Origin of the sequence: Litchfieldella qijiaojingensis, assembly GCF_014651875.1 — a bacterium.
Classification (GTDB): domain Bacteria; phylum Pseudomonadota; class Gammaproteobacteria; order Pseudomonadales; family Halomonadaceae; genus Litchfieldella; species Litchfieldella qijiaojingensis.
Genome location: NZ_BMXS01000002.1, coordinates 158,223 through 178,563, shown reverse-complemented (window position 1 = coordinate 178,563; position 20,341 = coordinate 158,223). Strand labels below are relative to the sequence as shown.

Annotated in this window: 21 protein-coding genes and 1 other RNA gene; 16 read left to right on the top strand and 6 right to left on the bottom strand. The window is 61.1% G+C overall.

The window, feature by feature from the left end; all coding sequences use genetic code 11:
* Window positions 1-2: 2 nt before the first annotated feature.
* Window positions 3-1,232: a Do family serine endopeptidase gene (locus IE093_RS03220; protein ID WP_189466152.1), complete on the bottom strand. Its 1,230-nt coding sequence runs from the start codon at window positions 1,230-1,232 to the stop codon at window positions 3-5.
* Between the two features lie 90 nt (window positions 1,233-1,322).
* On the opposite strand from IE093_RS03220, the gene IE093_RS03215 reads away from it, so the two are divergent.
* Entirely contained in the window at window positions 1,323-2,081 is a 759-nt protein-coding gene (locus tag IE093_RS03215; protein ID WP_189466151.1) for a Nif3-like dinuclear metal center hexameric protein, read from the top strand.
* 330 nt (window positions 2,082-2,411) lie between these two features.
* Here IE093_RS03215 and IE093_RS03210 read toward each other — a convergent pair whose 3' ends face one another.
* The gene (locus IE093_RS03210; RefSeq protein ID WP_189466149.1) at window positions 2,412-2,861 is read right to left on the bottom strand and encodes a Z-ring associated ZapG family protein; all 450 of its coding nucleotides are present in this window, start codon (window positions 2,859-2,861) and stop codon (window positions 2,412-2,414) included.
* Window positions 2,862-3,060: 199 nt separating this feature from the next.
* On the opposite strand from IE093_RS03210, the gene zapE reads away from it, so the two are divergent.
* The 8 genes from zapE (at window position 3,061) to IE093_RS03170 (ending at window position 9,613) form a co-directional block, all read left to right on the top strand.
* Window positions 3,061-4,245 (top strand): cell division protein ZapE, encoded by a 1,185-nt coding sequence (gene zapE / locus IE093_RS03205; protein WP_189466147.1) that lies wholly within the window; start codon window positions 3,061-3,063, stop codon window positions 4,243-4,245.
* Window positions 4,246-4,651: 406 nt separating this feature from the next.
* Window positions 4,652-5,080 (top strand): 50S ribosomal protein L13, encoded by a 429-nt coding sequence (gene rplM / locus IE093_RS03200; protein WP_189466144.1) that lies wholly within the window; start codon window positions 4,652-4,654, stop codon window positions 5,078-5,080.
* Window positions 5,081-5,093: 13 nt separating this feature from the next.
* Entirely contained in the window at window positions 5,094-5,483 is a 390-nt protein-coding gene (gene rpsI, locus IE093_RS03195; protein ID WP_189466142.1) for a 30S ribosomal protein S9, read from the top strand.
* A gap of 224 nt (window positions 5,484-5,707) precedes the next feature.
* Complete coding sequence (gene petA, locus IE093_RS03190; protein WP_189466140.1) at window positions 5,708-6,304, top strand: ubiquinol-cytochrome c reductase iron-sulfur subunit; 597 nt, start codon at window positions 5,708-5,710, stop codon at window positions 6,302-6,304.
* Window positions 6,304-7,563, top strand: coding sequence for a cytochrome b (locus tag IE093_RS03185; RefSeq protein ID WP_189466138.1), 1,260 nt, complete (start codon window positions 6,304-6,306; stop codon window positions 7,561-7,563). Before petA ends, IE093_RS03185 begins: the two co-directional genes overlap by 1 nt.
* A complete protein-coding gene (locus IE093_RS03180) occupies window positions 7,563-8,330 on the top strand; it encodes a cytochrome c1 (protein WP_189466136.1) in 768 nt (255 codons plus the stop codon). The genes IE093_RS03185 and IE093_RS03180 overlap by 1 nt, the downstream gene beginning before the upstream one ends.
* 135 nt (window positions 8,331-8,465) lie before the next feature.
* On the top strand, window positions 8,466-9,092 hold the full coding sequence (gene sspA / locus IE093_RS03175) for a stringent starvation protein SspA (RefSeq protein WP_189466134.1): 627 nt from the start codon (window positions 8,466-8,468) through the stop codon (window positions 9,090-9,092).
* Between the two features lie 62 nt (window positions 9,093-9,154).
* On the top strand, window positions 9,155-9,613 hold the full coding sequence (locus IE093_RS03170) for a ClpXP protease specificity-enhancing factor (protein WP_189466132.1): 459 nt from the start codon (window positions 9,155-9,157) through the stop codon (window positions 9,611-9,613).
* 74 nt (window positions 9,614-9,687) lie between these two features.
* Here IE093_RS03170 and IE093_RS03165 read toward each other — a convergent pair whose 3' ends face one another.
* Genes IE093_RS03165 through IE093_RS03150 form a run of 4 tightly spaced genes read right to left on the bottom strand, consistent with a single transcriptional unit; the run spans window position 9,688 to window position 13,042 of the window.
* Window positions 9,688-10,263: a BON domain-containing protein gene (locus tag IE093_RS03165; RefSeq protein ID WP_308427190.1), complete on the bottom strand. Its 576-nt coding sequence runs from the start codon at window positions 10,261-10,263 to the stop codon at window positions 9,688-9,690.
* Window positions 10,264-10,268: 5 nt separating this feature from the next.
* A complete protein-coding gene (locus IE093_RS03160) occupies window positions 10,269-10,862 on the bottom strand; it encodes a phosphoheptose isomerase (protein WP_189466128.1) in 594 nt (197 codons plus the stop codon).
* Window positions 10,863-10,884: 22 nt separating this feature from the next.
* On the bottom strand, window positions 10,885-11,253 hold the full coding sequence (locus tag IE093_RS03155; protein WP_189466126.1) for a YraN family protein: 369 nt from the start codon (window positions 11,251-11,253) through the stop codon (window positions 10,885-10,887).
* Entirely contained in the window at window positions 11,237-13,042 is a 1,806-nt protein-coding gene (locus IE093_RS03150) for a penicillin-binding protein activator (RefSeq protein WP_189466124.1), read from the bottom strand. Before IE093_RS03150 ends, IE093_RS03155 begins: the two co-directional genes overlap by 17 nt.
* Before the next feature lie 42 nt (window positions 13,043-13,084).
* Here IE093_RS03150 and rsmI point away from each other — a divergent pair, with 42 nt between their 5' ends.
* The 7 genes from rsmI (at window position 13,085) to IE093_RS03115 (ending at window position 20,338) form a co-directional block, all read left to right on the top strand.
* Window positions 13,085-13,942 (top strand): 16S rRNA (cytidine(1402)-2'-O)-methyltransferase, encoded by an 858-nt coding sequence (rsmI, locus tag IE093_RS03145; protein ID WP_189466122.1) that lies wholly within the window; start codon window positions 13,085-13,087, stop codon window positions 13,940-13,942.
* Window positions 13,943-13,976: 34 nt separating this feature from the next.
* An RNA gene (gene rnpB, locus IE093_RS03140) (RNase P RNA component class A) lies at window positions 13,977-14,328 on the top strand.
* Window positions 14,329-14,395: 67 nt separating this feature from the next.
* Window positions 14,396-15,352 (top strand): 16S rRNA (cytosine(1402)-N(4))-methyltransferase RsmH, encoded by a 957-nt coding sequence (gene rsmH / locus IE093_RS03135; RefSeq protein ID WP_189466121.1) that lies wholly within the window; start codon window positions 14,396-14,398, stop codon window positions 15,350-15,352.
* A gap of 9 nt (window positions 15,353-15,361) precedes the next feature.
* On the top strand, window positions 15,362-15,685 hold the full coding sequence (ftsL, locus tag IE093_RS03130) for a cell division protein FtsL (RefSeq protein ID WP_189466119.1): 324 nt from the start codon (window positions 15,362-15,364) through the stop codon (window positions 15,683-15,685).
* The gene (locus tag IE093_RS03125; protein WP_189466117.1) at window positions 15,682-17,406 is read left to right on the top strand and encodes a peptidoglycan D,D-transpeptidase FtsI family protein; all 1,725 of its coding nucleotides are present in this window, start codon (window positions 15,682-15,684) and stop codon (window positions 17,404-17,406) included. The genes ftsL and IE093_RS03125 overlap by 4 nt, the downstream gene beginning before the upstream one ends.
* Window positions 17,407-17,453: 47 nt before the next feature.
* Window positions 17,454-18,971 carry a UDP-N-acetylmuramoyl-L-alanyl-D-glutamate--2,6-diaminopimelate ligase gene (locus IE093_RS03120; RefSeq protein ID WP_189466115.1) on the top strand — a complete coding sequence of 506 codons (1,518 nt, stop codon included), beginning with the start codon at window positions 17,454-17,456 and terminating at the stop codon, window positions 18,969-18,971.
* Complete coding sequence (locus IE093_RS03115; protein WP_189466113.1) at window positions 18,968-20,338, top strand: UDP-N-acetylmuramoyl-tripeptide--D-alanyl-D-alanine ligase; 1,371 nt, start codon at window positions 18,968-18,970, stop codon at window positions 20,336-20,338. The genes IE093_RS03120 and IE093_RS03115 overlap by 4 nt, the downstream gene beginning before the upstream one ends.
* Window positions 20,339-20,341 lie beyond the last annotated feature (3 nt).

The following is a 20,341-nucleotide window of genomic DNA, read 5'->3' as shown; positions in this document are numbered from 1 at the left end:
GTTCAGCGTTCCGGCTGGCGCAGTTCCGGCGTCGGCCGTTCGCCGACCTCTAGTGTCACGTCCATTCGCCTGCCGTTGCGTACCACCTGCACGGGAAGGGAGGATCCTGGCTCGATGGCGGCGATGTCAGCCATGACGACACGCGGGTCGAGAATGGGCCGACCGTCGACTTGCAGCAATACATCTCCGGGTCGTAGTCCGGCCTCGTCCGCCGGTCCTCCGGGGACGATACCGGCGATCACCACGCCGCCAAGGCTATTGAGACCGAACGATGATGCTAGTTCCTGGGTCATTTCCTGTGCTTCGATTCCCAGCCAGCCGCGAATCACTCGCCCTTGCGTTACCAGTTCCTCGAGAATGTCCCGTGCCAGGTTGACGGGAATCGCGAAACCTATCCCCTGAGATCCCCCTGAGCGAGAGAAGATGGCAGTGTTGATCCCGATCAAAGCACCTTCGGGGTTGACCAAGGCACCACCGGAGTTTCCCGGATTGATGGCCGCGTCGGTTTGGATGAAGTCCTCGTAGGCGTTGAGCCCCAGGTGGCTGCGTCCGGTGGCGCTGATGATGCCCATGGTCACGGTCTGGCCGACACCGAAGGGGTTGCCGATAGCCATTACCACATCGCCCACGGCTGCCTCGGAAGAGTCGGACAAGGCGATGACTGGTAGCTCGTCAAGTTCGATCTTCAACACCGCCAGATCGCTCTCGGGGTCGGTGCCGACGACTTCGGCCAGGGTTTCGCGCCCGTCGCGCAGGGCGACCTGGATCTGGTCGGCGCCACGAATCACATGGTGATTGGTCAGGACATAACCTTCGGGGCTGACGATGACCCCGGACCCCAGGCTCGACAGCATGCGTTGCCTGCGTGGCATATCGTCACCGAAGAATTGCCGGAAGAAAGGGTCCGACATCAGGGGGTGTTGCTCACGCTCGACCACGCGCGACGAGTAGATATTGGCCACCGCCGGGGCGGCACGCTCCACAGCTTCGGCATAACTGACCGGCCCTTGCTGGCGGGACATCGGAGCGGCACTGACGAGCTCCGGGGCGGATCGAGAGCCTTCCGGTTGCACGGCTTGCTGAGGCTGGCTGGTGGTTTGGGGTGCTTCGGCCGGTTGGCGTAAGGCCGAGGGGGCGCCTCCCATCAGTCCAGGAAATGCATAGAGCAGTACGATGGCCAGTAGTACACCACTGATGATGGGCCAGATGTACGGCAACAAGACACGGCGCATGCAGGATTCCTTGTCGATAGGGCGGTCGCAATCGTTACAATGTCGCCATTGTAACATTGCCGTTGTTGCCATGCCCGGAGGAGGGTGCCGATGATATCTCGCGATGAACTGGTTCGTGCCTGCGATGAGCTGTTGCAGGTCGAGCGATTCAAGGACTATACCGTCAATGGCTTGCAGGTATCGGGAAGCGAGCGCGTCGTGCGAGTATTGAGTGGGGTCACGGCCTGTCAGGCCCTGCTCGATGAGGCCGTGGCCTGGGAAGCCGATCTGGTACTGGTGCATCACGGCTATTTCTGGAAGAACGAGCCAGTAACGGTCACCGGCATGAAACGACGCCGTCTGGCGACGCTGCTGGCGAATGACATCAATCTGCTGGCCTATCATTTGCCGTTGGATGCCCATCCCGAGCTAGGCAACAACGCACAACTCGCAAACCGCCTGGACCTGGCGGTGGACGCTTGCGCCGACGGCGAACTCGGGGAAGGGCTGTTATGGGTGGGGCGGCCACCGAGTGGCATGGACGATCGCGCGCTGGCTGCCCGAGTCCATGAGCGCCTGGCGCGTGAGCCCTTGCTGATCGGCGGCCATGACGGCGAAATCGAGCGTGTGGCATGGTGCACTGGTGGCGCCCAGGACATGATCACGCTGGCTCGGGAAGCCGGGGCTCAAGCCTTCATTTCCGGCGAGATTTCCGAACGGACCACGCATCTTGCCCGGGAGATGGGTATCAGTTACCTGGCTGCCGGACATCATGCAACCGAGCGCTATGGCGTGCAGGCTTTGGGCGAGTGGCTAGCCAGAGAATTCGGTGTGACGCATCGATTCGTGGATATCGACAACCCCGCTTAGGGAAACACTGAATAAATGCCTGCGCGGCCCAATCGCTGCGTTGCGCGGTGCCGAAGCATCGGACCGGCGGATCCTCACATATAACCCCATATGCTCCGGTTGACTCGAAACCTGCGGTTTCTCGCCCCTTCGGGGCCATCCTTCGGATGTTTGTCGCTGCGCTCGGTTCTGTGCTCCGTGCGCCTTGTGTGACCCACAGGGATGTGGGAAATGCGTGGGTCCGTCGGGAACGGACCTAGCCTTGATGCCGCTCGTCGATTTCTTCAGCGTTTCCTTAGGCCTTGCCCGGGAAGCTGCCAGCCTTCGCTGGCTTTCGCGTGTCAAGAGTCGTCAGTAACGCGGCGGCTGACCGGCCGGTTCTTCATCGCCGCGGCGCAGGCCGAAGTCCTCGGCCAGGGTGCCTCGATCGCCATCCGCATAATCGCGGGGCATGGCGGGTGACTCGGCCACGCTGTCGAGGTCGTCCCGGGAAGAGGAGCTGGCGAAACGACGCTTGATTTGCAGGTCGTCGCACAGGCGCTCGGCTCCCTGTGCGAGTTGCTGCTCGAGCTCTTGGCTTTGACGCTGGATACTGCCGACCAGATCGGCGGCCCTGGCGAAATGGTCGTTCAGCGAGTCCTTGACTTGGCTGAGCTCCAACTCGGTTTCGGCGAGGCGTTGGCGAACCTTCTGGTTGCGGGCCACGTTGGCGTTGAGCAGATGGTAGCCAAGGGCACCGATGCCGATGCCGGCAAGGCCGCTGACGATGGCCAGGATCCAGTCGATATTGCTTTCGTACACGTTGTTCCCCTTCAATGCTGTTCCCGAGGCATGACGACTTGCTTTCATGCTCCGGGCGCCGTGCTGGCAGCTCCATTATATGGGGGAGGACGAGATTCAGGTCAATGTGTTGAGCTGTCAGCGCCTTGCATGCGAATCCTCCGTTGACGACGTATAATGGCAGGCTTGATGAGCAGACGCCGAGGTAGCCGAGACGCCGATGAGCGCGACAACAACATCTTCGAGTTCCCACGACACCGCCAGATCGGCCACGCCATTGGCGCGATACCGCGCCGATCTCGAGCGCACCGATTTTCAGTACGATGCCGCACAGGAACGGGCGGTCGAGCATCTGCAGCGTCTCTATGACGAGCTTCTGGCCGTGCCGCGCTCCGCTCCCAAGGCGGTGACTGTCGGCAAGGACTTGAAATCGCGCGTCGCCGGACTGTTTGGCAAGAAACCCTCTTCTTCGCATGACACTCCGCCCGCTGTCATGGGGCTCTATTTCTGGGGTGGTGTGGGGCGTGGCAAGACCTATCTGGTGGACACCTTCTACGAAGCCTTGCCTTTTCCCGACAAGATGCGCACCCACTTCCACCGCTTCATGCAGCGGGTGCACAACGAATTGGAGCACTATAAGGGCGAGAAGAATCCGCTCAGGCTCATCGCCGCCAAGTTTGCTTCCGAGGCCCGGGTCATCTGCTTCGATGAGTTCTTCGTGAAGGACATCACCGATGCGATGATTCTGGCCAATCTGCTCGAAGCCCTGTTCGAGCGTGGCGTGGTGCTGGTCGCTACCTCGAATATCGTCCCGGATGACCTCTACAAGGAGGGGTTGCAGCGGGCACGTTTCTTGCCCGCCATCGATTTGCTCAAGCGCCATTGCGAAGTCGTCAATGTCGACTCGGGTGTCGACTACCGTCTCCGGGCCCTGGAGCATGCCGAGATCTTCCATGCACCTCTGGACGCCGCCGCCGAAGCGGAGCTGGCGCGCAGCTTCCGTGACATCGCCGGTGCCGAAGGCGAGACGGATGTTCCGGTCGAAATCAACCGACGGGTGCTCAAGGCGCGTCGTGTTCATGACGACGTGGTGTGGTTCGAGTTTCGTGAACTATGCGATGGTCCGCGTAGTCAGAACGACTACATCGAGTTGGCTCGCGAGTTCCACTCGGTACTGGTCTCCAATGTCATGTGCATGGGGCGGGGGACCGATGACCAGGCACGACGCTTCATCAACATGGTCGATGAATTCTATGATCGAGGAGTGAAGTTGCTGATGTCAGCGGAAGCGCCTGCCGAGCACCTATACAGTGAAGGTAATCTGTCGTTCGAGTTCGAGCGCACGCTGTCGCGGCTGCAGGAGATGCAATCGCGTGAGTACCTGGCGCTACCGCACAAGCCCTGACGCATCACGCGCGAGCTACGAGCAACGGGCTACGAGTTACGAGCAATTTGTTGAAGATTCAGAGCCAACGACAATCCTGCCCGCAGCCCGCAGCCCGCAGCCCGCAGCCCGCAGCCCGCAGCCCGCAGCCCGCAGCCCGCAGCCCGCAGCCCGCAGCCCGCAGCCCGCAGCCCGCAGCCCGCAGCCCGCAGCCCGCAGCCCGCAGCCCGCAGCCCGCAGCCCGCAGCCCGTACGAATTCACGCTTAACCTTCGCGTGTGGGTCGTGTACAATGCGCCCTCGCTCGACCGTTGGGCCGTGTTAACCTCGTGCGAGGGCGGTGCAACCAAGAAAAATAGGGATGGTCGCATGCCTGCGGTTCAGGCCGCTGCGTATACGACCCAATACATCAATTTGGTGATTCATCCATGAAGACGTTCAGTGCAAAGCCGCAGTCCGTCCAGCGTGACTGGTTCGTCGTCGATGCGACGGACAAGACGCTTGGTCGCCTGGCTACCGAAATCGCTCGCCGCCTGCGTGGCAAGCACAAGCCGGAATACACGCCGCATGTCGATACTGGCGATTACATCGTGGTAGTCAATGCCGAGAAGGTGAAGGTGACGGGCAACAAGGCCCAGGCCAAGAACTACTATCGCCACACTGGCTATCCTGGTGGCCTGCGTTCCATGAACTTCGAGAAGATGATCGATCATGCTCCCGAGCGGGTCATCGAGTCGGCCGTCAAGGGCATGCTGCCGAAAGGGCCGCTTGGCCGAGCCATGTATTCCAAGCTGAAGGTCTATGCCGGCGCCGAGCATCCTCATGCCGCCCAGCAGCCGCAAGAACTGAACCTCTAAGGGATATTACGCCATGACACAGCAGTATTACGGTACCGGGCGCCGCAAGACTTCAACTGCCCGTGTATTCCTCAAGCCGGGCACCGGCAATATTACCGTCAACAAGCGCGACTTGAACGACTACTTCGGTCGCGTCACCGGTCGCATGGTCGTGCGTCAGCCGCTGGAGCTGACCGAAACTCTCGGCCAATTCGACGTCTACGTTACCGTCAAGGGCGGTGGTGGTTCGGCACAAGCCGGGGCTATCCGTCACGGCATCACCCGTGCCCTGATGGAGTACAACGAAGATTTCCGCAAGCCGCTGCGTGAAGCGGGTTACGTGACGCGTGATGCACGCGAGGTCGAACGCAAGAAGGTCGGCCTGCGCAAGGCTCGCCGCCGTCCGCAGTTCTCCAAGCGTTAATTACGCGACAGAGACGCGAAAAAAAGCGCTCAGGCCTTTGGGGTCTGGGCGCTTTTTTGTTTTCGATTCAATGGGTTGAGGTGTGTATGCCACTTAGGTCAAGTGCCTTTTGACCTTGTGTTCGTACGCACCTTTTTTTACCATAATCGTCATTTTGTATCCGTAGGTCGCGGGAAGTCTTTTCGCGATACGGCAACGGGTAAGTCGATGGGAGAAACCTGAACATGGCAGACAACGGCGTAAACAAAGGGCGGCGCCGTTTCCTCGTGGGTGCTACCACCGTTGTGGGTGCGGTGGGTGCCGTCGGGGTAGCGGTTCCCTTTGTGGCTTCCTGGCAGCCCAGCGCCAGGGCGAGGGCGGCGGGGGCCCCGGTCCGGGCTGATGTGTCCAAGCTCGAGGTCGGGCAGCAGGTGACGGTCGAGTGGCGCGGCAAGCCGGTGTGGCTGGTGCGTCGCGACGACGCCATGATCGAGCGGGTCAAGGAGATAGACCCCTCGCGCTTGCGCGACCCCCAGTCCGAAAAGCCCCAGCAGCCGACCTATGTGGATCCCGTGTTGCGCTCGATCAAGCCCGAATGCCTGGTGCTGATCGGTATCTGTACCCATTTGGGCTGCTCCCCCACTTTCCGTCCCGAACCCGGTGCCGCTGACCTCGGTGGTGATTGGCCAGGCGGCTATTTCTGCCCCTGCCACGGCTCGCGTTTCGATCTGGCGGGGCGCGTATTCACCGGCGTGCCGGCACCTTTGAATCTGGAAGTGCCGCCGTACCGCTATGAAAGCGACAGCATCGTCGTGGTTGGCGAAGACGAGGAGACTGCCTGATGGGTAACCCGAATCGCGTCAAGGCGGAGAGCGGCTTCATGCGCTGGGTCGATGACCGCTTTCCCGCCACTCAAATGTGGCAGGATCACCTGTCAAAATATTACGCTCCGAAGAACTTCAATTTCTGGTATTTCTTCGGCTCTCTGGCACTACTGGTGCTGGTCAACCAGATCCTTACCGGGGTGTGGCTCACCATGAGCTACAACCCCACGGCCGAAGGTGCGTTCGCCTCCGTCGAGTACATCATGCGCGATGTCGAGTACGGCTGGCTGATTCGCTACATGCACTCGACCGGGGCGTCTGCCTTCTTCGTGGTCGTCTATCTACACATGTTCCGAGGTCTCCTGTACGGCTCTTACAAGGCGCCGCGCGAGCTGGTGTGGATCTTCGGCATGACCATCTACCTGTCGTTGATGGCTGAAGCCTTCATGGGTTACCTGTTGCCGTGGGGGCAGATGTCTTACTGGGGTGCACAGGTCATTATTTCACTGTTCTCGGCGATTCCCGTGGTGGGAGCGGAGTTGACACAGTGGATCCGCGGTGACTACCTGATCTCCGGCATTACTCTGAACCGCTTCTTTGCTTTGCATGTGGTGGCATTGCCCATCGTGATTCTGGCCTTGGTCGTCCTGCACTTGATCGCCCTGCATGAAGTCGGGTCCAACAATCCCGATGGTATCGAGATCAAGGACAAGAAGGACGAGACTGGCAAGCCACTTGACGGTATTCCCTTTCATCCTTACTACACTGTCAAGGATCTGTTCGGCGTGGCGGTCTTCCTGTTCGTATTCTGCGTCGTGATCTTCTATTTCCCGGAAGGCGGCGGTTACTTCCTCGAGAAGCCCAACTTCGAACCGTCGGATCCGTTGAAAACGCCTGACCATATCGCGCCTGTGTGGTACTTCACGCCCTTCTACGCGATCCTGCGTGCGGTAACCTTCTCTCTATTTGGCCTCGACTCCAAATTCTGGGGTGTGGTGTTGATGGGGGCGGCCATCGCTATCTTGTTCGTGCTGCCTTGGCTGGATCGCAGTCCGGTTCGTTCCATGCGCTACAAGGGCTGGTTCTCGCGTATCATGCTGGCGTTGTTCGCTGTCAGCTTTGTGATCCTGGGCGTGCTCGGTGTGTTGCCGGCTACCGGCGGACGGACTCTGGTGGCCCAGATCTGCACAGCAGTGTATTTCGCCTTCTTCCTGCTGATGCCGATCTATACCCGGCTCGAGAAAACCAAACCCGTTCCGGAAAGGGTGACTGGCTAATGAAAAAGCAACTGTTCGCACTGCTGTTTGCGCTGGTGCCCTTCACGGCTCTGGCGGCGGCAGAGGCTCATCTGCCGTATTCGATGACACCCGACCTGGAAGACAAGGCATCCTTGCAGCGTGGCATGCAGTTGTATGTCAATTACTGCATGGGTTGTCACTCCCTGGAGCATCAGCGCTTCGCCCGGGCCGCCGAGGATTTGGGCATGCCGCAGGATCTGGTCGAGGAGAATCTGATCTTTTCGTCCGATCTGGCCTTCAATGACCAGATGCGCATCGCTATGAGCAAGGAAGATGCCGAAAACTGGTTGGGTGCCGCGCCACCCGACCTGACCCTGCGTAGTCGTGTGCGTGGCACCGACTGGATTTACTCCTATCTGCTCAGCTTCTACAAGGATCCAGAGCGGCCCACAGGTGTCAACAACGCTGTTTTCGATCTGGTCGCCATGCCCAATGTGCTTGAGCCCTTGCAGGGCGTGCAGGAAATGGTCTGTGCCCAGAGCGATCACCCGGTTGGCGATGCCGAACTCGATCCATTGACTGGCAAGTACCAGTCCTGCGAGGTATTGCAGGTGACCGAGCCTGGGCAGATGGAGCCGGCGGAGTTCGAGGAAGCGGTCTATGACCTGACCAACTTCCTGGCCTACGTTGGTGAGCCATCTAAACTGCAGGCGCAAACGCTGGCACCAAAGGTGCTGATTTTCATCTTCATCTTCGGTGTCCTTGCCTACCTGCTCAAGCGTGAGTACTGGCGCGACATTCACTGATACGTCAGGCGTTTCGGTGTGGGGCGTATGACCGAAGGTCATGCGCCCCTGTTTATGGTCTGAGTGGTGGCGACACACCCGAAACTGGGTGTGTCGTGTTATCATCGTGGCTCGAATTGATGCGAGGATTGTTTCATGGGTGTAGTGGCCAAGCGGTCGTCGATGACCTTCTACTCCGGCAGTGATGACCACTTCAGTCATCGTGTACGTATCGTTCTGGCGGAGAAGGGCGTTGCCGTCGACATCCTGGATGTCACGGAAGACAATCATCCCGAGGAGCTTGCGGACCTGAATCCCTACAATAGCGTGCCGACCCTGCTTGATCGTGACCTGGTGCTCTATGAGTCCAAGGTGATGATGGAGTACCTGGACGAACGTTTTCCGCATCCACCCCTGTTGCCGGTCTATCCGGTGGCACGCGCTCAGAGTCGGCTGTGGATGCACCGCATCGAACGTGAGTGGTGTCCGCTGGTCGAACAGATCCAGAGTGGCGCCAGGAAGGATGCGGACAAGGCGCGCAAGGAGCTGCGCGAAAGCTTAGTGGGCATCGCGCCGATTTTCGAGGATATGCCCTACTTCATGAGCGAGGAGTTCTCGCTGGTGGATTGCTGTCTGGCACCGCTGCTATGGCGTTTGCCGGCATTGGGGATTGAACTGCCCGAGAAGCAGGTCAAGCCGTTGGTGGCGTATATGGAGCGTGTCTTTACGCGGGAGGCTTTCAAGGCCTCACTGTCGGAAACCGAACGCGAAATGCGTACCTGAACCCGTCTTGGCAGTTGGGGCTGCGGTTCCCTGCCAAACCGACCCAAAGAGGAGGGACTGGCATGTTGTCGAGTCGTCCTTATCTCGCCAGGGCCTTGTATCAATGGCTGCTGGATAATGACCAGACCCCTTATATCGTCGTCGATGCTGAGCGCGAGGGTGTGATGGTACCGGAACAGTTCGTGCAGAATGGCCAGATCGTGCTCAACGTTGCACCGACGGCGGTTCGTGACCTGTACATGGAAAACGAAGCCATCACCTTCAACGCGCGCTTCGGTGGGCAACCGATGCAGGTCGTGGTGCCTATGGAGTCGCTGGTAGCACTCTATGCTCGTGAGAACGGTGTCGGGATGGTATTCGGGCATGAACCGGTGATGCCGGGATATGTCGAGCCATCGCGTGAAGCTGAGGAAGAGCGCCCGACACTGTCCAGCGTGGATGGCGAGGAGGGGGCGACCGAATCGTCCGAGCGTGACGAGACGCCTCCCAAGGGGCGCCCATCGTTGCGCGTCATCAAGTAAGGTGGCGGTCACCGCGCGAGGGGAAAGTGGTATACGAAACGGCAGGCCATATGGCCTGCCGTTTCTTTTATAAGTCAGTCGATGTACTCGAACACCTTGACGATACGCTGTATCCCGCCGATATCGGAGATCGCGTTGACGACACGGTCACCCTCGGCGTGGGTCACGAGCCCCATCAGATAAACGCTGCCGTTCTCGGTGGTGGCGCGAATGCGCCCCGCATCGATGTTTTCATTGGCGATCAGGCGGGTGCGGATACGTGCTGTAACCCATGTGTCGGTAGTTCGCTGGGCAATTGGCGCGTTGGCAGCCACCGTTAGCTCATTGTGCACCTGGCGAACGTTGCGCACAGCCTGGGCAATGCTGGTGGCCTTGTCCTTGAGCTCCTGGCTGGGCACTTGACCGGTAAGCAGCACTATGCCGTTGTAGCTGTCGACATTGACGTGGGCATCGTTGAATCGCGCGTCCTGGCTGCCAAGATTGTGGCTAATCTTGGTCTCGATGCTCTGGTCCTCGACTTGACTGCCGAAGGTGCGTTCTCCGTAATTCTCGTCGATTGGCCCCTGATGTGTGGCGCTCGTGATGGAAGCGCAGCCACCGATGGTCAGGGCCAGTCCCAGTACGACTGAGGTGAAGAGTCCTTTTTTCATAGTCATTACTCGCTACTGCCAAAGAGTTGTTCGTCGATGAGATCGCACAGGCAGTGGATCACCAGCAGGTGTACCTCCTGGATGCGCGCTGTCGAAGTGGCGGGTACGCGAATCTCGCAGTCGTCCTGGCCGAGCAGTGAGGCCATGTTGCCACCGTCGCGTCCGGTCAGGGCGACAACAGCCATGTCGCGATCATGGGCGGCCTGAATGGCCTGTATCACGTTGGCGGAGTTGCCGCTGGTAGAGATGGCCAGCAGGATGTCTCCAGGCTGGCCCAAGGCTCGAATCTGCTTGGAGAAGACTTCATTGTAGCTGTAGTCATTGGCGATCGAGGTCAGCGTCGAGGTGTCAGTGGTCAGGGCGAGAGCCGGCAGGCTAGGGCGCTCTCGTTCGAAGCGGTTGAGCAGCTCCGAGGAGAAGTGTTGGCTGTCGCCGGCGCTACCGCCATTTCCGCAGGCAAGGATTTTGCCCTCGTTGACCAGACACTGCACCATCATCTGGCTGGCGACTTCGATGAAGGGAGGCAAGACTTCACTGGCGTAGGTCTTGGTGTCGATACTGGCGTTGAAGTGCCCGAGAATGCGTGCTTGGAAATCCATTGTCTCGCAGGTCCTATGGCCATCAATATGCTTCGAAGGCTGCCTGGACCCATTCGAAGTCCAGGTCAGGGGCATGACCGGTCGCGGCGATCACGTCGAAGCGGCACGGACATGATAGTCCGTTGCGGTGGAGATAAAAACGCGCCGCCTTGACCAGGCGCCGCTGCTTGCTGGCCGTGACCATCTCCAGAGGATGGCCATGGCGTGTATCGGTGCGGTGCTTGACTTCGACGAACACCAGGGTCTCGCCATCCCGCATCACCAGGTCCAGTTCACCGCCCTTGGCGTGCTGGTTGTGAGCGATGAGCGTCAAGCCCCGCGCCGCCAGCCAGGCCGCTGCCGCACGTTCGACAGCGGCACCGCGGGCGCGGGCATCAGTTGGCTTGGCCATCCATCGAACCCTCGCCCAAACCGTCGAGAAGCAACCCGTCGCGCAAGGGCGGCTGGGGAATCCCATCGATGAAACGCGCCCAAGGGAGCTGACGATGAATGCGGCCATCGCTGGCAGCTCTCAGCGTACCGGTGGCGCCGAACAGCTCGCTGCCGGGAATGATCTGGAATTGCGGCAGGCGTCGTCCCAGTTCATAGGCATCGACCCCCATGGCGGCCAACTTGAGCAAGGAGGGGTCGTTACCCTCGCGTAGTCCCCGATAGCTGGACAGGAAGGGAAGGGCTTCTTCGCCACCGACCGCGGCATCGGGAATCAGCCAGGGAATGTCGACGAACAGCACATCGTTGAGATCATGGTCGTCGCGTGGTCGCGGGCGCCCCTCGAAGAGGTGCGACGTGGCGTAGATCGGTAGGTCTCCGGCGTAGTAGTAATCCAGAGTCGGTGGCACCTGGCGGGCATAGCTGGGCAGGGCCAGCAGGAACAGCATGTCGATGCCATCGAGGTGGGCGCGTTCACCGCGTACATTGAGTAGCGGCTCCACGGCACTGGCGACCGGTGCTTGTGGGTTGTAGCGGATCGTGGAGCCGATCTCGCCCCCTTGTTCGAGCCAGACCTGGCGGAAGGCGTCGCCTACACGCGTGCCCCATTCGTTGTTGGGGATCAGTACGGCGCTACGTCGATGGCCATCGGCATAGGCCCGACGTGCTACCTGGCGGGCTTCGTCTTCGGCGGATAAGCCATACTGGTAGAGGTTTCGGGCGTTGTTGCGTTGCCCATTACCATAATTCAGCGCCAGAGTTGGCAGAGGTACGTCATCGCGGCTCTCCAGTTTGGTGACCTGTTCCTTGTCTAGGGGGCCGATCACCACTTGTGCTCCAATCATGGTGGCTTCGGCGTAGAGGCTTTCCAGGTCGTTTTGACTGGTGTCGAGAAAGGTCAGTCGCGGCGTGGTTTCGCCATCGTTGACAGCTTGCATGTGACGCGCCTGAATACCCTCGCGGATTTGTCGCGCGACGTTCTCGAGTGGCCCGGATTCCGGTAGAAAGATGGCAATATGGCGTACTTCGCGGCCACGCAGCTCGCGCAGCGCCATCAGATCCGAGGGCGGGCGGCGAGCGGCTGGATGGCCGCTATTGCGTTCGCGCCACTGCTCGAACTGGCGGAACAGACGATCGATATCGCTGCCACTGCGACGTTGCAGTTCAACCAGCGACAGCCATCCGGCGGTCAGTTCGTCCGGGGCGCGGCCCAACTCATCGAGCGCCGGGCGACCGAGTCGTATCAGTTGCTTCCAGATCGCATCATTGAGCTCGGTGCTGTCGGTGGCGGCTTGAACGTTGAGCAGCGATTCACTGGCAGCCCGGGATTCGCCGACCATACCCAATGCCAGGCCCTGGCGATAGCGTAGGGTGAGGCGTTGATCCCGCGAGAAGGGGAGGTCGTCATCGAGCACCTGGGCAGCCCGGATAACGCTCCAGGGGTCGTCGTGGTCAAAGCCCAATTCGGACAGCAATAGTGCCCAGCGGATGCGCGCTTCAGGAGCAAGGCGTTCGGCGTCCAGCTTGCCGACGACATCAAGCGCCTGCTGCGACTGACCGCGGCGTGCTAGAATGTCCGCCGCTTCCAGGCGCGTGACGGCAGCTTGCTCGGATGACTGATTCTCGGCCTGCTGCAGCAGTTCGGCCGGCTCGGGCTCGGAGACGCGTTCGACCAAGTCCATTGGTGCACAGCCTGCGACCATTAACATGAGTAGGGCAACGGCCAGCAGACCGCGACGCGATTTTTCCATCAATCTTATCCCTAGTTTCGATAACTGACTTTCGGAATCGCAATGACAGATTCAGCTTACGGGGCATTGTACGTGGTCGCTACGCCGATTGGGAATCTCGACGACCTATCGCCCCGTGCAGCACAAGTGCTTGGTACGGTGACACTGGTGGCAGCGGAGGATACCCGGCATAGCGCGCGGCTGCTCCGTCATCTTGGTGTGGTGTGCCCCCTGCTTTCGCTGCATGAGCACAACGAGGCGAGCCGCGTCGAGAGAATTGCCGAGCATCTGCGTTCGGGAAGAGACGTTGCGTTGGTCAGCGATGCGGGTACACCTCTTATCAGCGATCCGGGGTTCGTGCTGGTACGCGAGTTGCGCCGTGCCGGACATCGCATCGTGCCGGTTCCGGGGCCGTGTGCCTTGGTGACGGCGCTATCAGCGGCCGGACTGCCGACCGACCGCTTCCTGTTCAACGGCTTCCTGCCGGCCAAGCGGGGAGCGCGGCGGGCACGGCTCGAAGCGTTGGTCGAGCGCGACGAGACGTTGGTGTTCTATGAGTCGCCACATCGTATCCGCGACACCCTCGAGGATATCGCCACCGTATTCGGTTCGCGTCACCTAGTGCTCGGGCGTGAGCTGACCAAGGCCTTCGAAACGTTTCTGGAAGGCGATGCCGACCATTTGTTGGCCACCATGAACGACGACCCCGATCAGGCGCGTGGTGAGTTCGTAGTGATGGTGGCCGGTGCGCCGCCGGCGAAGGAGGAAAGCAGCAGCGAGATCGAGGCCTCCACACTGTTGTCGGCCTTGCTCGCCGAGGGGATGGGCGTCAAGCAGATCGCTGGTGTGGCGGCGCGTGTCCTGGGTGGTACCAAGAGGTCTTGGTACGAGCGAGTGCAAGCACTCAAGGACGGTGCTTGAGGGGCGCTCGTCGCGCTGTTATTCTTCGCTGCTGGGAGTTGGCCTGACAGTCGCCGCCGACCTTGTGTCGGGGGAGGAAAGTCCGGGCTCCACAGGGCAAGGTGCCAGGTAACGCCTGGGCGGCGCGAGCCGACGGAAAGTGCAACAGAGAGCAGACCGCCTAAGCAGTTTCGGCTGCCGGTAAGGGTGAAAGGGTGCGGTAAGAGCGCACCGCGCGCCTGGTAACAGTGCGTGGCACGGTAAACCCCACCTGGAGCAAGACCAAATAGGAACCCAATGGCGTGGCCCGCGCTGGGTTCGGGTAGGTTGCTGGAGGACTGCGGTGACGCGGTTCCTAGATGAATGGCTGTCCACGACAGAACCCGGCTTAGCGGCCGACTCCCCCTCTTCGCTCAGCCTGCGGCGTATCCGGCTGCTTCATCATTATCCCTGGTTGCCTTTTCCGAGTATCGCATGCCGCCATCCGAAACCGCTCCGCCTTCCGTTTCCTACCGTCATGCCAGCGTGTTGCTCGACGGGGCCGTGGAAGCGTTGGTGCATGATCCGTCGGGTGCCTATCTGGATGGCACGTTCGGACGAGGCGGGCATTCACGGGCGATTCTCGAACGTCTGTCGCCCGAGGGGCGGCTGCTGGCCATTGACCGCGACCCTCAAGCGTTGGCCGAGGCCCGTAATATCCATGATCCTCGCTTTGCCATCGAGCAAGGCGAGTTCTCGCGCCTGGCCACGTTCGCCGAGCGTCATGACTTGCATGGCCGGTTGTCCGGCATCTTGCTCGATATCGGAGTGTCGTCGCCACAGCTCGACGATCCCGAGCGTGGCTTCAGCTTCCTGCGCGACGGGCCGCTGGATATGCGCATGGACCCGACCCAAGGGGAGAGCGCCGCTAGTTGGCTGGCTCGAGCCAGCGCCAGTGAGATCGCGCGGGTTTTCAAGACCTATGGGGAGGAGCGTTTCGCTAGACGTCTGGCCAATGCCATCGTCGAGCGCCGACAAGAACGGAGCTTCGAGCGTACCCAGGATCTGGCCGAGGTCATCAAGACCGCCCATCCTGCCTGGGAGAAGGGCAAACATCCGGCAACCCGGGCTTTCCAGGCGTTGCGTATCCATATCAATGGCGAACTCGAGCAGCTAGATGCCGCACTCGATGCCGCGCTCGAGGCACTCGCTCCCGGCGGTCACCTGGTGGTGATCAGTTTTCACTCGCTGGAGGACCGGCGTGTCAAGCGATTCATCCGCGATCACGCGCGTGGTGATATGCACTTGCCGCGTGGCATCCCGATTCGCGATGATCAGATTGTCAAGCGCCTCGAGCCGGTAGGCAAGGCCATGCGGCCGGGAGTCGAGGAGGTCGAGGCAAACCCCCGTGCGCGCAGTGCCGTCATGCGAGTTGCACGCAAGCGTGTCTGAGGACGAGCCATGAATCAGGGACGATCTTTCCTACCCGACATCGACTGGCGCATTGGAGCCCGTCCGGGCTGGCCACTTGCCATGGTGGCATTGCTGGTGCTACTTGTGCTGGCCAGTGCCATGGCGGTCATCACCTCCAGCCATCTGACTCGCGAGCAATATGCGCGCCTGCAACGCCTCGAGCGCGAGCAGAACCAGTTGCAGACCGAATGGGGACAGTTGCTGCTCGAAGAGAGCGCCTGGTCGTCGCCGGCGCGGATCGAGCGGCTGGCTGTCGAGCGTCTCGAAATGCGCGTGCCGGATGTCGATGAAGTCGAGGTCATCCGACCATGAGAGCCAATGCAAGTGATGCCGTGACCCCGCGCCGGCCGCCTCCCGTTCAGCCGCTGGGTGGCGGGCGCTACGGGTTCATGCTGGTGTTGGTGGTACTGGCATTGGGGGTGTTGGTGGGACGCATCGTTGACCTGCATGTCATCGACCGCACCTTCCTGCAGGGGCAGGGGGATGCGCGTACGCTGCGGGTCGAGTCCATCAGTGCTCACCGTGGCATGATCACCGACCGACATGGTGAGCCTCTGGCCATCTCGACGCCAGTGGTCACGTTATGGGCCAATCCCCAGGAGCTGCCACCCGACAATATCCAGCGGTTGATGCTGGCGCAGGCGCTGGGTACCGACTTGAACGGCTTCAATGCTCGGGTCGAGCGCTACAGCGAACGTGAGTTCATGTATCTGCGCCGCCAGATGACCCCCGAAGCCGCTCAGCGGATACTCGATTTGAACCTGCCAGGTGTCTATGCCCAGAACGAGTACAAGCGTTACTACCCCTCCGGCGAGGTCACGGCCCAGTTACTGGGGGTAACCAATGTCGACGATCGGGGTCAGGAAGGACTGGAACTGGCCTACCACCCCTATCTGGCCGGTACGCCAGGGAAGCGGCGTGTGCTCAAGGACCGCAAGGGGCAGTTGGTGCGTGACCTGCATCTTTTGCGCGAAGCCAAGCCAGGCGGCGATCTGGTGTTGTCCATCGACCAGCGCTTGCAGTACATGGCCTATCGTGAGCTCAAAGCGTCGGTGGCCGAGCATGATGCCGATGGTGGGACGTTGGTGATGATGGATGCGCGTACCGGCGAAGTCCTGGCGATGGCCAACCAGCCCTCCTACAACCCCAATAACCGAGCGGGGCTGGACCCTCGAGGGTTGCGCAACCAGGCCATCGTCGATGTTTTCGAGCCCGGTTCGGTGATGAAACCGCTGGCCATGGCCGCGATCCTTGAAAGCGGGCAGTTCGATCGAGATACCGTGGTCGATACCTCGCCGGGCTGGATGCGTATAGACCGTTACACCATTCGTGATGTCCGCAACTACGGAGAACTCGATCTGGCCGGCATCCTGGAAAAGTCGTCCAATATCGGCATGTCGAAGCTGGTCCTGCAGCTTGATGACCCCTTGGTGGCGGACAAGTACCGGGCTCTGGGGCTGGGCCAAAGTCCGGAGACAGGGTTCCCCGGCGAGGCCACCGGTAGCTTGCCGGCTCCCGTGCGCTGGTCACGTAGCCAATGGGCCGCGTTGTCCTATGGTTACGGTCTGTCGGTGTCGGCGCTGCAACTGGCTAGCGCTTATACCGCCATCGCCAACGATGGCGTACGCTTAATGCCCTCGTTGCTCAAACTGCCCGAGGCACCAAGCGGCACGCCGGCCATCGACCCTCAAGTGGCACATGACTTGTTGCGTATCCTCGAAGAATCCGTGCAGCCGGGGACTGGCGCGCGCCGTGCCGGGGTGCCTGGCTATCGGGTGGCGGGCAAGACCGGCACGGTTCGCAAGACCTCGAGTGAAGGCTATCAGGAGGATGTCTATCGCAGTGTCTTTGTCGGCATTGCCCCGGTTTCCGATCCTCGTATCGTCACCGTGGTGATGATCGACCACCCGCGCGGTGGCGAATATTATGGCGGTGCCGTGGCGGCACCCGTGTTCTCGAAGGTGACTGGCAGTGCTTTGCGCCTGCTCGATGTGCCTCCCGACCAGCACGATTCAGCATCGTCCACGCCGTAATCCCGGCGTACCGGTCTCGACGTTCATAATCAGGGAGAACCACTGCAATGCAGGTCGAGTGTCAGCAACTCATCGAGAGCCTCGAGCGCCTGTGGCCTGGAGTCACGGCGACCTGGCCCGCGACGGTCGAAGGCTCATTACGCCTGGTGCTCGACAGCCGGGAACTGGGGCCCGGTGATGTCTTTGTGGCAGTGCCGGGTGTACGCGCCGATGGCCGCGACCATATCGTTCAGGCGTTGGCCGCTGGAGCGGCGCTGGTACTTTGCCACCATGACGACGATGCTACTGTGGCCGGCGCCGAGGATCCCCGCGTCCTGCTTCTGCCAGGTCTCAAGATGCTGCAGGGCGAGTTGGGGCGGTCACTGTTCGAGGTGCCCGACGAACTCGAAGTGATCGGTGTCACTGGCACCAATGGCAAGAGTTCCGTTACTCATTACATCGCTGCACTGAGCGAGGCGTTGGGCAAGCCCTGTGGTTTGGTCGGTACCTTGGGGTATGGGCGTCCCGGTCAACTGCGGGAAGGCGGACTGACGACTCCGGGGCCGCTGGCCTTGCAGGCTTACCTCGGAAAAATGGCCGCTGGCGGCATTACGCGGGTGGCCATGGAAGTGTCTTCACATGCGCTCGAACAGCAGCGTCTGGAAGGCTGTCGTCTGCGTGCCGGTGTTTTCACCAACCTAAGTCGTGACCATCTCGATTACCATGGCAGCATGGCCGCTTATGCCGCGGCCAAGGCTCAGCTCTTCAAGCGGGCTGAACTCGAGTTGGCGGTGGTCAACGCCGACGATTCGCTCGCTCGCCTGATGCTCGCCGGATTGGGGGCTGGTGTGCGTGTACTGGCCACTGGTCAGGACGAAGTCACCACGCTGCGGGTACTCGAATGGCTGCCTCATGAGTCGGGCCAGCGTGCCTTGATTGCTGGCCCGGACGGCGAATTCGTCCTGGATTTGCCACTGATGGGGCGTTTCAACCTGGACAACGTGCTGTTGGCGATGGCGGTGCTTCATGGTCTGGGCGAAAGTCTTGATGCGTTGAGCTTGGCCGCCGGCAAGTTATCGCCAGTACCGGGTCGCATGCAGTTGCTGACCCGCCCAGGCATGCCCAGTGTAGTGGTCGATTACGCTCACACGCCGGATGCGTTGGACAACGCCTTGCAGGGCTTGCGTGCGCATCTGGGAACTCGCAATGATCGAGGGTGCCTGTGGTGTCTATTCGGCTGTGGCGGTGAGCGCGATACCGGCAAGCGCCCCTTGATGGGACAGATTGCCGAGACCAGGGCCGAGCGGCTGGTGATTACCGACGACAATCCACGCCACGAGTCAGCCGAGGCAATTAGGCTACAGATTCTCGAAGGGTTGACAGCCGAGGGTCGCCAGGCGGCGTGGGAGGTCGCCGGGCGTCAAGCGGCAATCGAATGGACGATTGCCGAGGCCGCCCCCGAGGACGTGATCCTGATTGCCGGGAAGGGGCACGAGCCTTATCAGGAGATTGCCGGCATCCGTCATCCTTTCTCGGATGTTGCCATCGCCGAAGCGGCTCTCGGGCACCGGGAGGCACGCGCATGAGCGGCTGCGGACTCGAGACCCTGGACGAGCTGGCCAGGGTGCTGGGCTGTGATTGCCCACCCGGCGGTGATCGAGCGGTCGCCGGCATTGTCAGCGATACCCGGACCTTGTCTCGTGGTGATCTCTTCGTCGCTCTGGTTGGCGAACACTTCGATGGTCATGATTTCCTGGCTCGAGCACGCGAGGCCGGCGCCATTGCCGCGATCGTGTCTCATCCGGTGGAGGATCCACTGCCGCAATTGGTGGTCGCCGATACACGCCTGGCATTGGGGGTGCTGGCCCAGGCGTGCCGCCAGACATGGGGCGGGCGCCTGGTGGCAGTGACTGGCAACAGCGGCAAGACCACGGTCAAGGAGATGCTCGCCGCTCTGTTGAGCAGACAGGGCGATACGCTGGCCACGCGAGGCAATCTCAATAACGATATCGGGGCGCCCCTGACATTGCTGGGGCTAGGCAAGAGCCACCGTCAAGCGGTTATTGAACTGGGGGCCAACCATCTCGGTGAGATCGCCTGGACTGCGGCCCTGGCCGCACCGAATGTCGCAGTGATCACCAACGTCACGGGTGCCCATGTGGGGGAGTTCGGCGGCATGGGCAGGATCGCCCAGGCCAAGGCCGAGATCCTGGCTGGCTTGTCTGACGATGGAGTGGCGGTCCTCAACCGCGACGATGTCTTCTTTTCAGTGTGGCGGCGCCTGGCCGCATCTCGCGAAGTCATCGACTTCGGTCTGTCTCCCCGGGCACGCATGACCGCGAATGAACTGGTAGCCGACGAGTTGGGGCGCTATGCTTTCACGCTTGTGTTCGACGGTCGGGTGTTGGGGCGGGTACAGCTCGCCTTGCTGGGTCGGCATAACGTGATCAACGCGCTGGCGGCGGCGGCCGCGGCGACGGCCATGGGGCTGCCCGAGAGTGAGCTGGTGGTTGGCCTGTCCGCTCTGCAACCGCTGCCGGGGCGCATGGCGGTAGTGTCAGGCATCAAGGCGACACGTTTGCTCGACGATACGTATAATGCCAACCCCGGTGCGGTCAGGGCTGCGTTGGAGCTGCTGGCCGAGTTGCCAGGCCCCCGTTGGTGCTTGTTGGGGGCGATGGGCGAATTGGGAGAGGCGAGCGAGTCGCTGCACGCCGAAGTCGGACAGTACGCACGTCAGTTGGGGATCGATGTCCTTGCCACCTTGGGGGAGCCGGCCAGAGCGGCCTCGCAGGCCTTTGGCATGGGCGGGTATCATTTCGACGACTGGGAGGCGTTGGCGCGCCATGCCCGGGATCGTCTACCGCCGGGGGCCAGCGTGCTGGTCAAGGGATCGCGCAGTGCCGGCATGGAACGACTGGTGACCGCATTGCGCAGTGATGCACCAAGGTGAATG

What these genes read in the sequence shown, in the direction of transcription:
- IE093_RS03220 (WP_189466152.1), bottom strand. Translation starts at nt 1,232, where the DNA reads ATGCGCCGTGTCTTGTTGCCGTACATCTGGCCCATCATCAGTGGTGTA.
- IE093_RS03215 (WP_189466151.1), top strand. Translation starts at nt 1,323, where the DNA reads ATGATATCTCGCGATGAACTGGTTCGTGCCTGCGATGAGCTGTTGCAG.
- zapE (WP_189466147.1), top strand. Translation starts at nt 3,061, where the DNA reads ATGAGCGCGACAACAACATCTTCGAGTTCCCACGACACCGCCAGATCG.
- rplM (WP_189466144.1), top strand. Translation starts at nt 4,652, where the DNA reads ATGAAGACGTTCAGTGCAAAGCCGCAGTCCGTCCAGCGTGACTGGTTC.
- rpsI (WP_189466142.1), top strand. Translation starts at nt 5,094, where the DNA reads ATGACACAGCAGTATTACGGTACCGGGCGCCGCAAGACTTCAACTGCC.
- petA (WP_189466140.1), top strand. Translation starts at nt 5,708, where the DNA reads ATGGCAGACAACGGCGTAAACAAAGGGCGGCGCCGTTTCCTCGTGGGT.
- IE093_RS03185 (WP_189466138.1), top strand. Translation starts at nt 6,304, where the DNA reads ATGGGTAACCCGAATCGCGTCAAGGCGGAGAGCGGCTTCATGCGCTGG.
- IE093_RS03180 (WP_189466136.1), top strand. Translation starts at nt 7,563, where the DNA reads ATGAAAAAGCAACTGTTCGCACTGCTGTTTGCGCTGGTGCCCTTCACG.
- sspA (WP_189466134.1), top strand. Translation starts at nt 8,466, where the DNA reads ATGGGTGTAGTGGCCAAGCGGTCGTCGATGACCTTCTACTCCGGCAGT.
- IE093_RS03170 (WP_189466132.1), top strand. Translation starts at nt 9,155, where the DNA reads ATGTTGTCGAGTCGTCCTTATCTCGCCAGGGCCTTGTATCAATGGCTG.
- IE093_RS03165 (WP_308427190.1), bottom strand. Translation starts at nt 10,263, where the DNA reads ATGAAAAAAGGACTCTTCACCTCAGTCGTACTGGGACTGGCCCTGACC.
- IE093_RS03160 (WP_189466128.1), bottom strand. Translation starts at nt 10,862, where the DNA reads ATGGATTTCCAAGCACGCATTCTCGGGCACTTCAACGCCAGTATCGAC.
- IE093_RS03155 (WP_189466126.1), bottom strand. Translation starts at nt 11,253, where the DNA reads ATGGCCAAGCCAACTGATGCCCGCGCCCGCGGTGCCGCTGTCGAACGT.
- IE093_RS03150 (WP_189466124.1), bottom strand. Translation starts at nt 13,042, where the DNA reads ATGGAAAAATCGCGTCGCGGTCTGCTGGCCGTTGCCCTACTCATGTTA.
- rsmI (WP_189466122.1), top strand. Translation starts at nt 13,085, where the DNA reads ATGACAGATTCAGCTTACGGGGCATTGTACGTGGTCGCTACGCCGATT.
- rsmH (WP_189466121.1), top strand. Translation starts at nt 14,396, where the DNA reads ATGCCGCCATCCGAAACCGCTCCGCCTTCCGTTTCCTACCGTCATGCC.
- ftsL (WP_189466119.1), top strand. Translation starts at nt 15,362, where the DNA reads ATGAATCAGGGACGATCTTTCCTACCCGACATCGACTGGCGCATTGGA.
- IE093_RS03125 (WP_189466117.1), top strand. Translation starts at nt 15,682, where the DNA reads ATGAGAGCCAATGCAAGTGATGCCGTGACCCCGCGCCGGCCGCCTCCC.
- IE093_RS03120 (WP_189466115.1), top strand. Translation starts at nt 17,454, where the DNA reads ATGCAGGTCGAGTGTCAGCAACTCATCGAGAGCCTCGAGCGCCTGTGG.
- IE093_RS03115 (WP_189466113.1), top strand. Translation starts at nt 18,968, where the DNA reads ATGAGCGGCTGCGGACTCGAGACCCTGGACGAGCTGGCCAGGGTGCTG.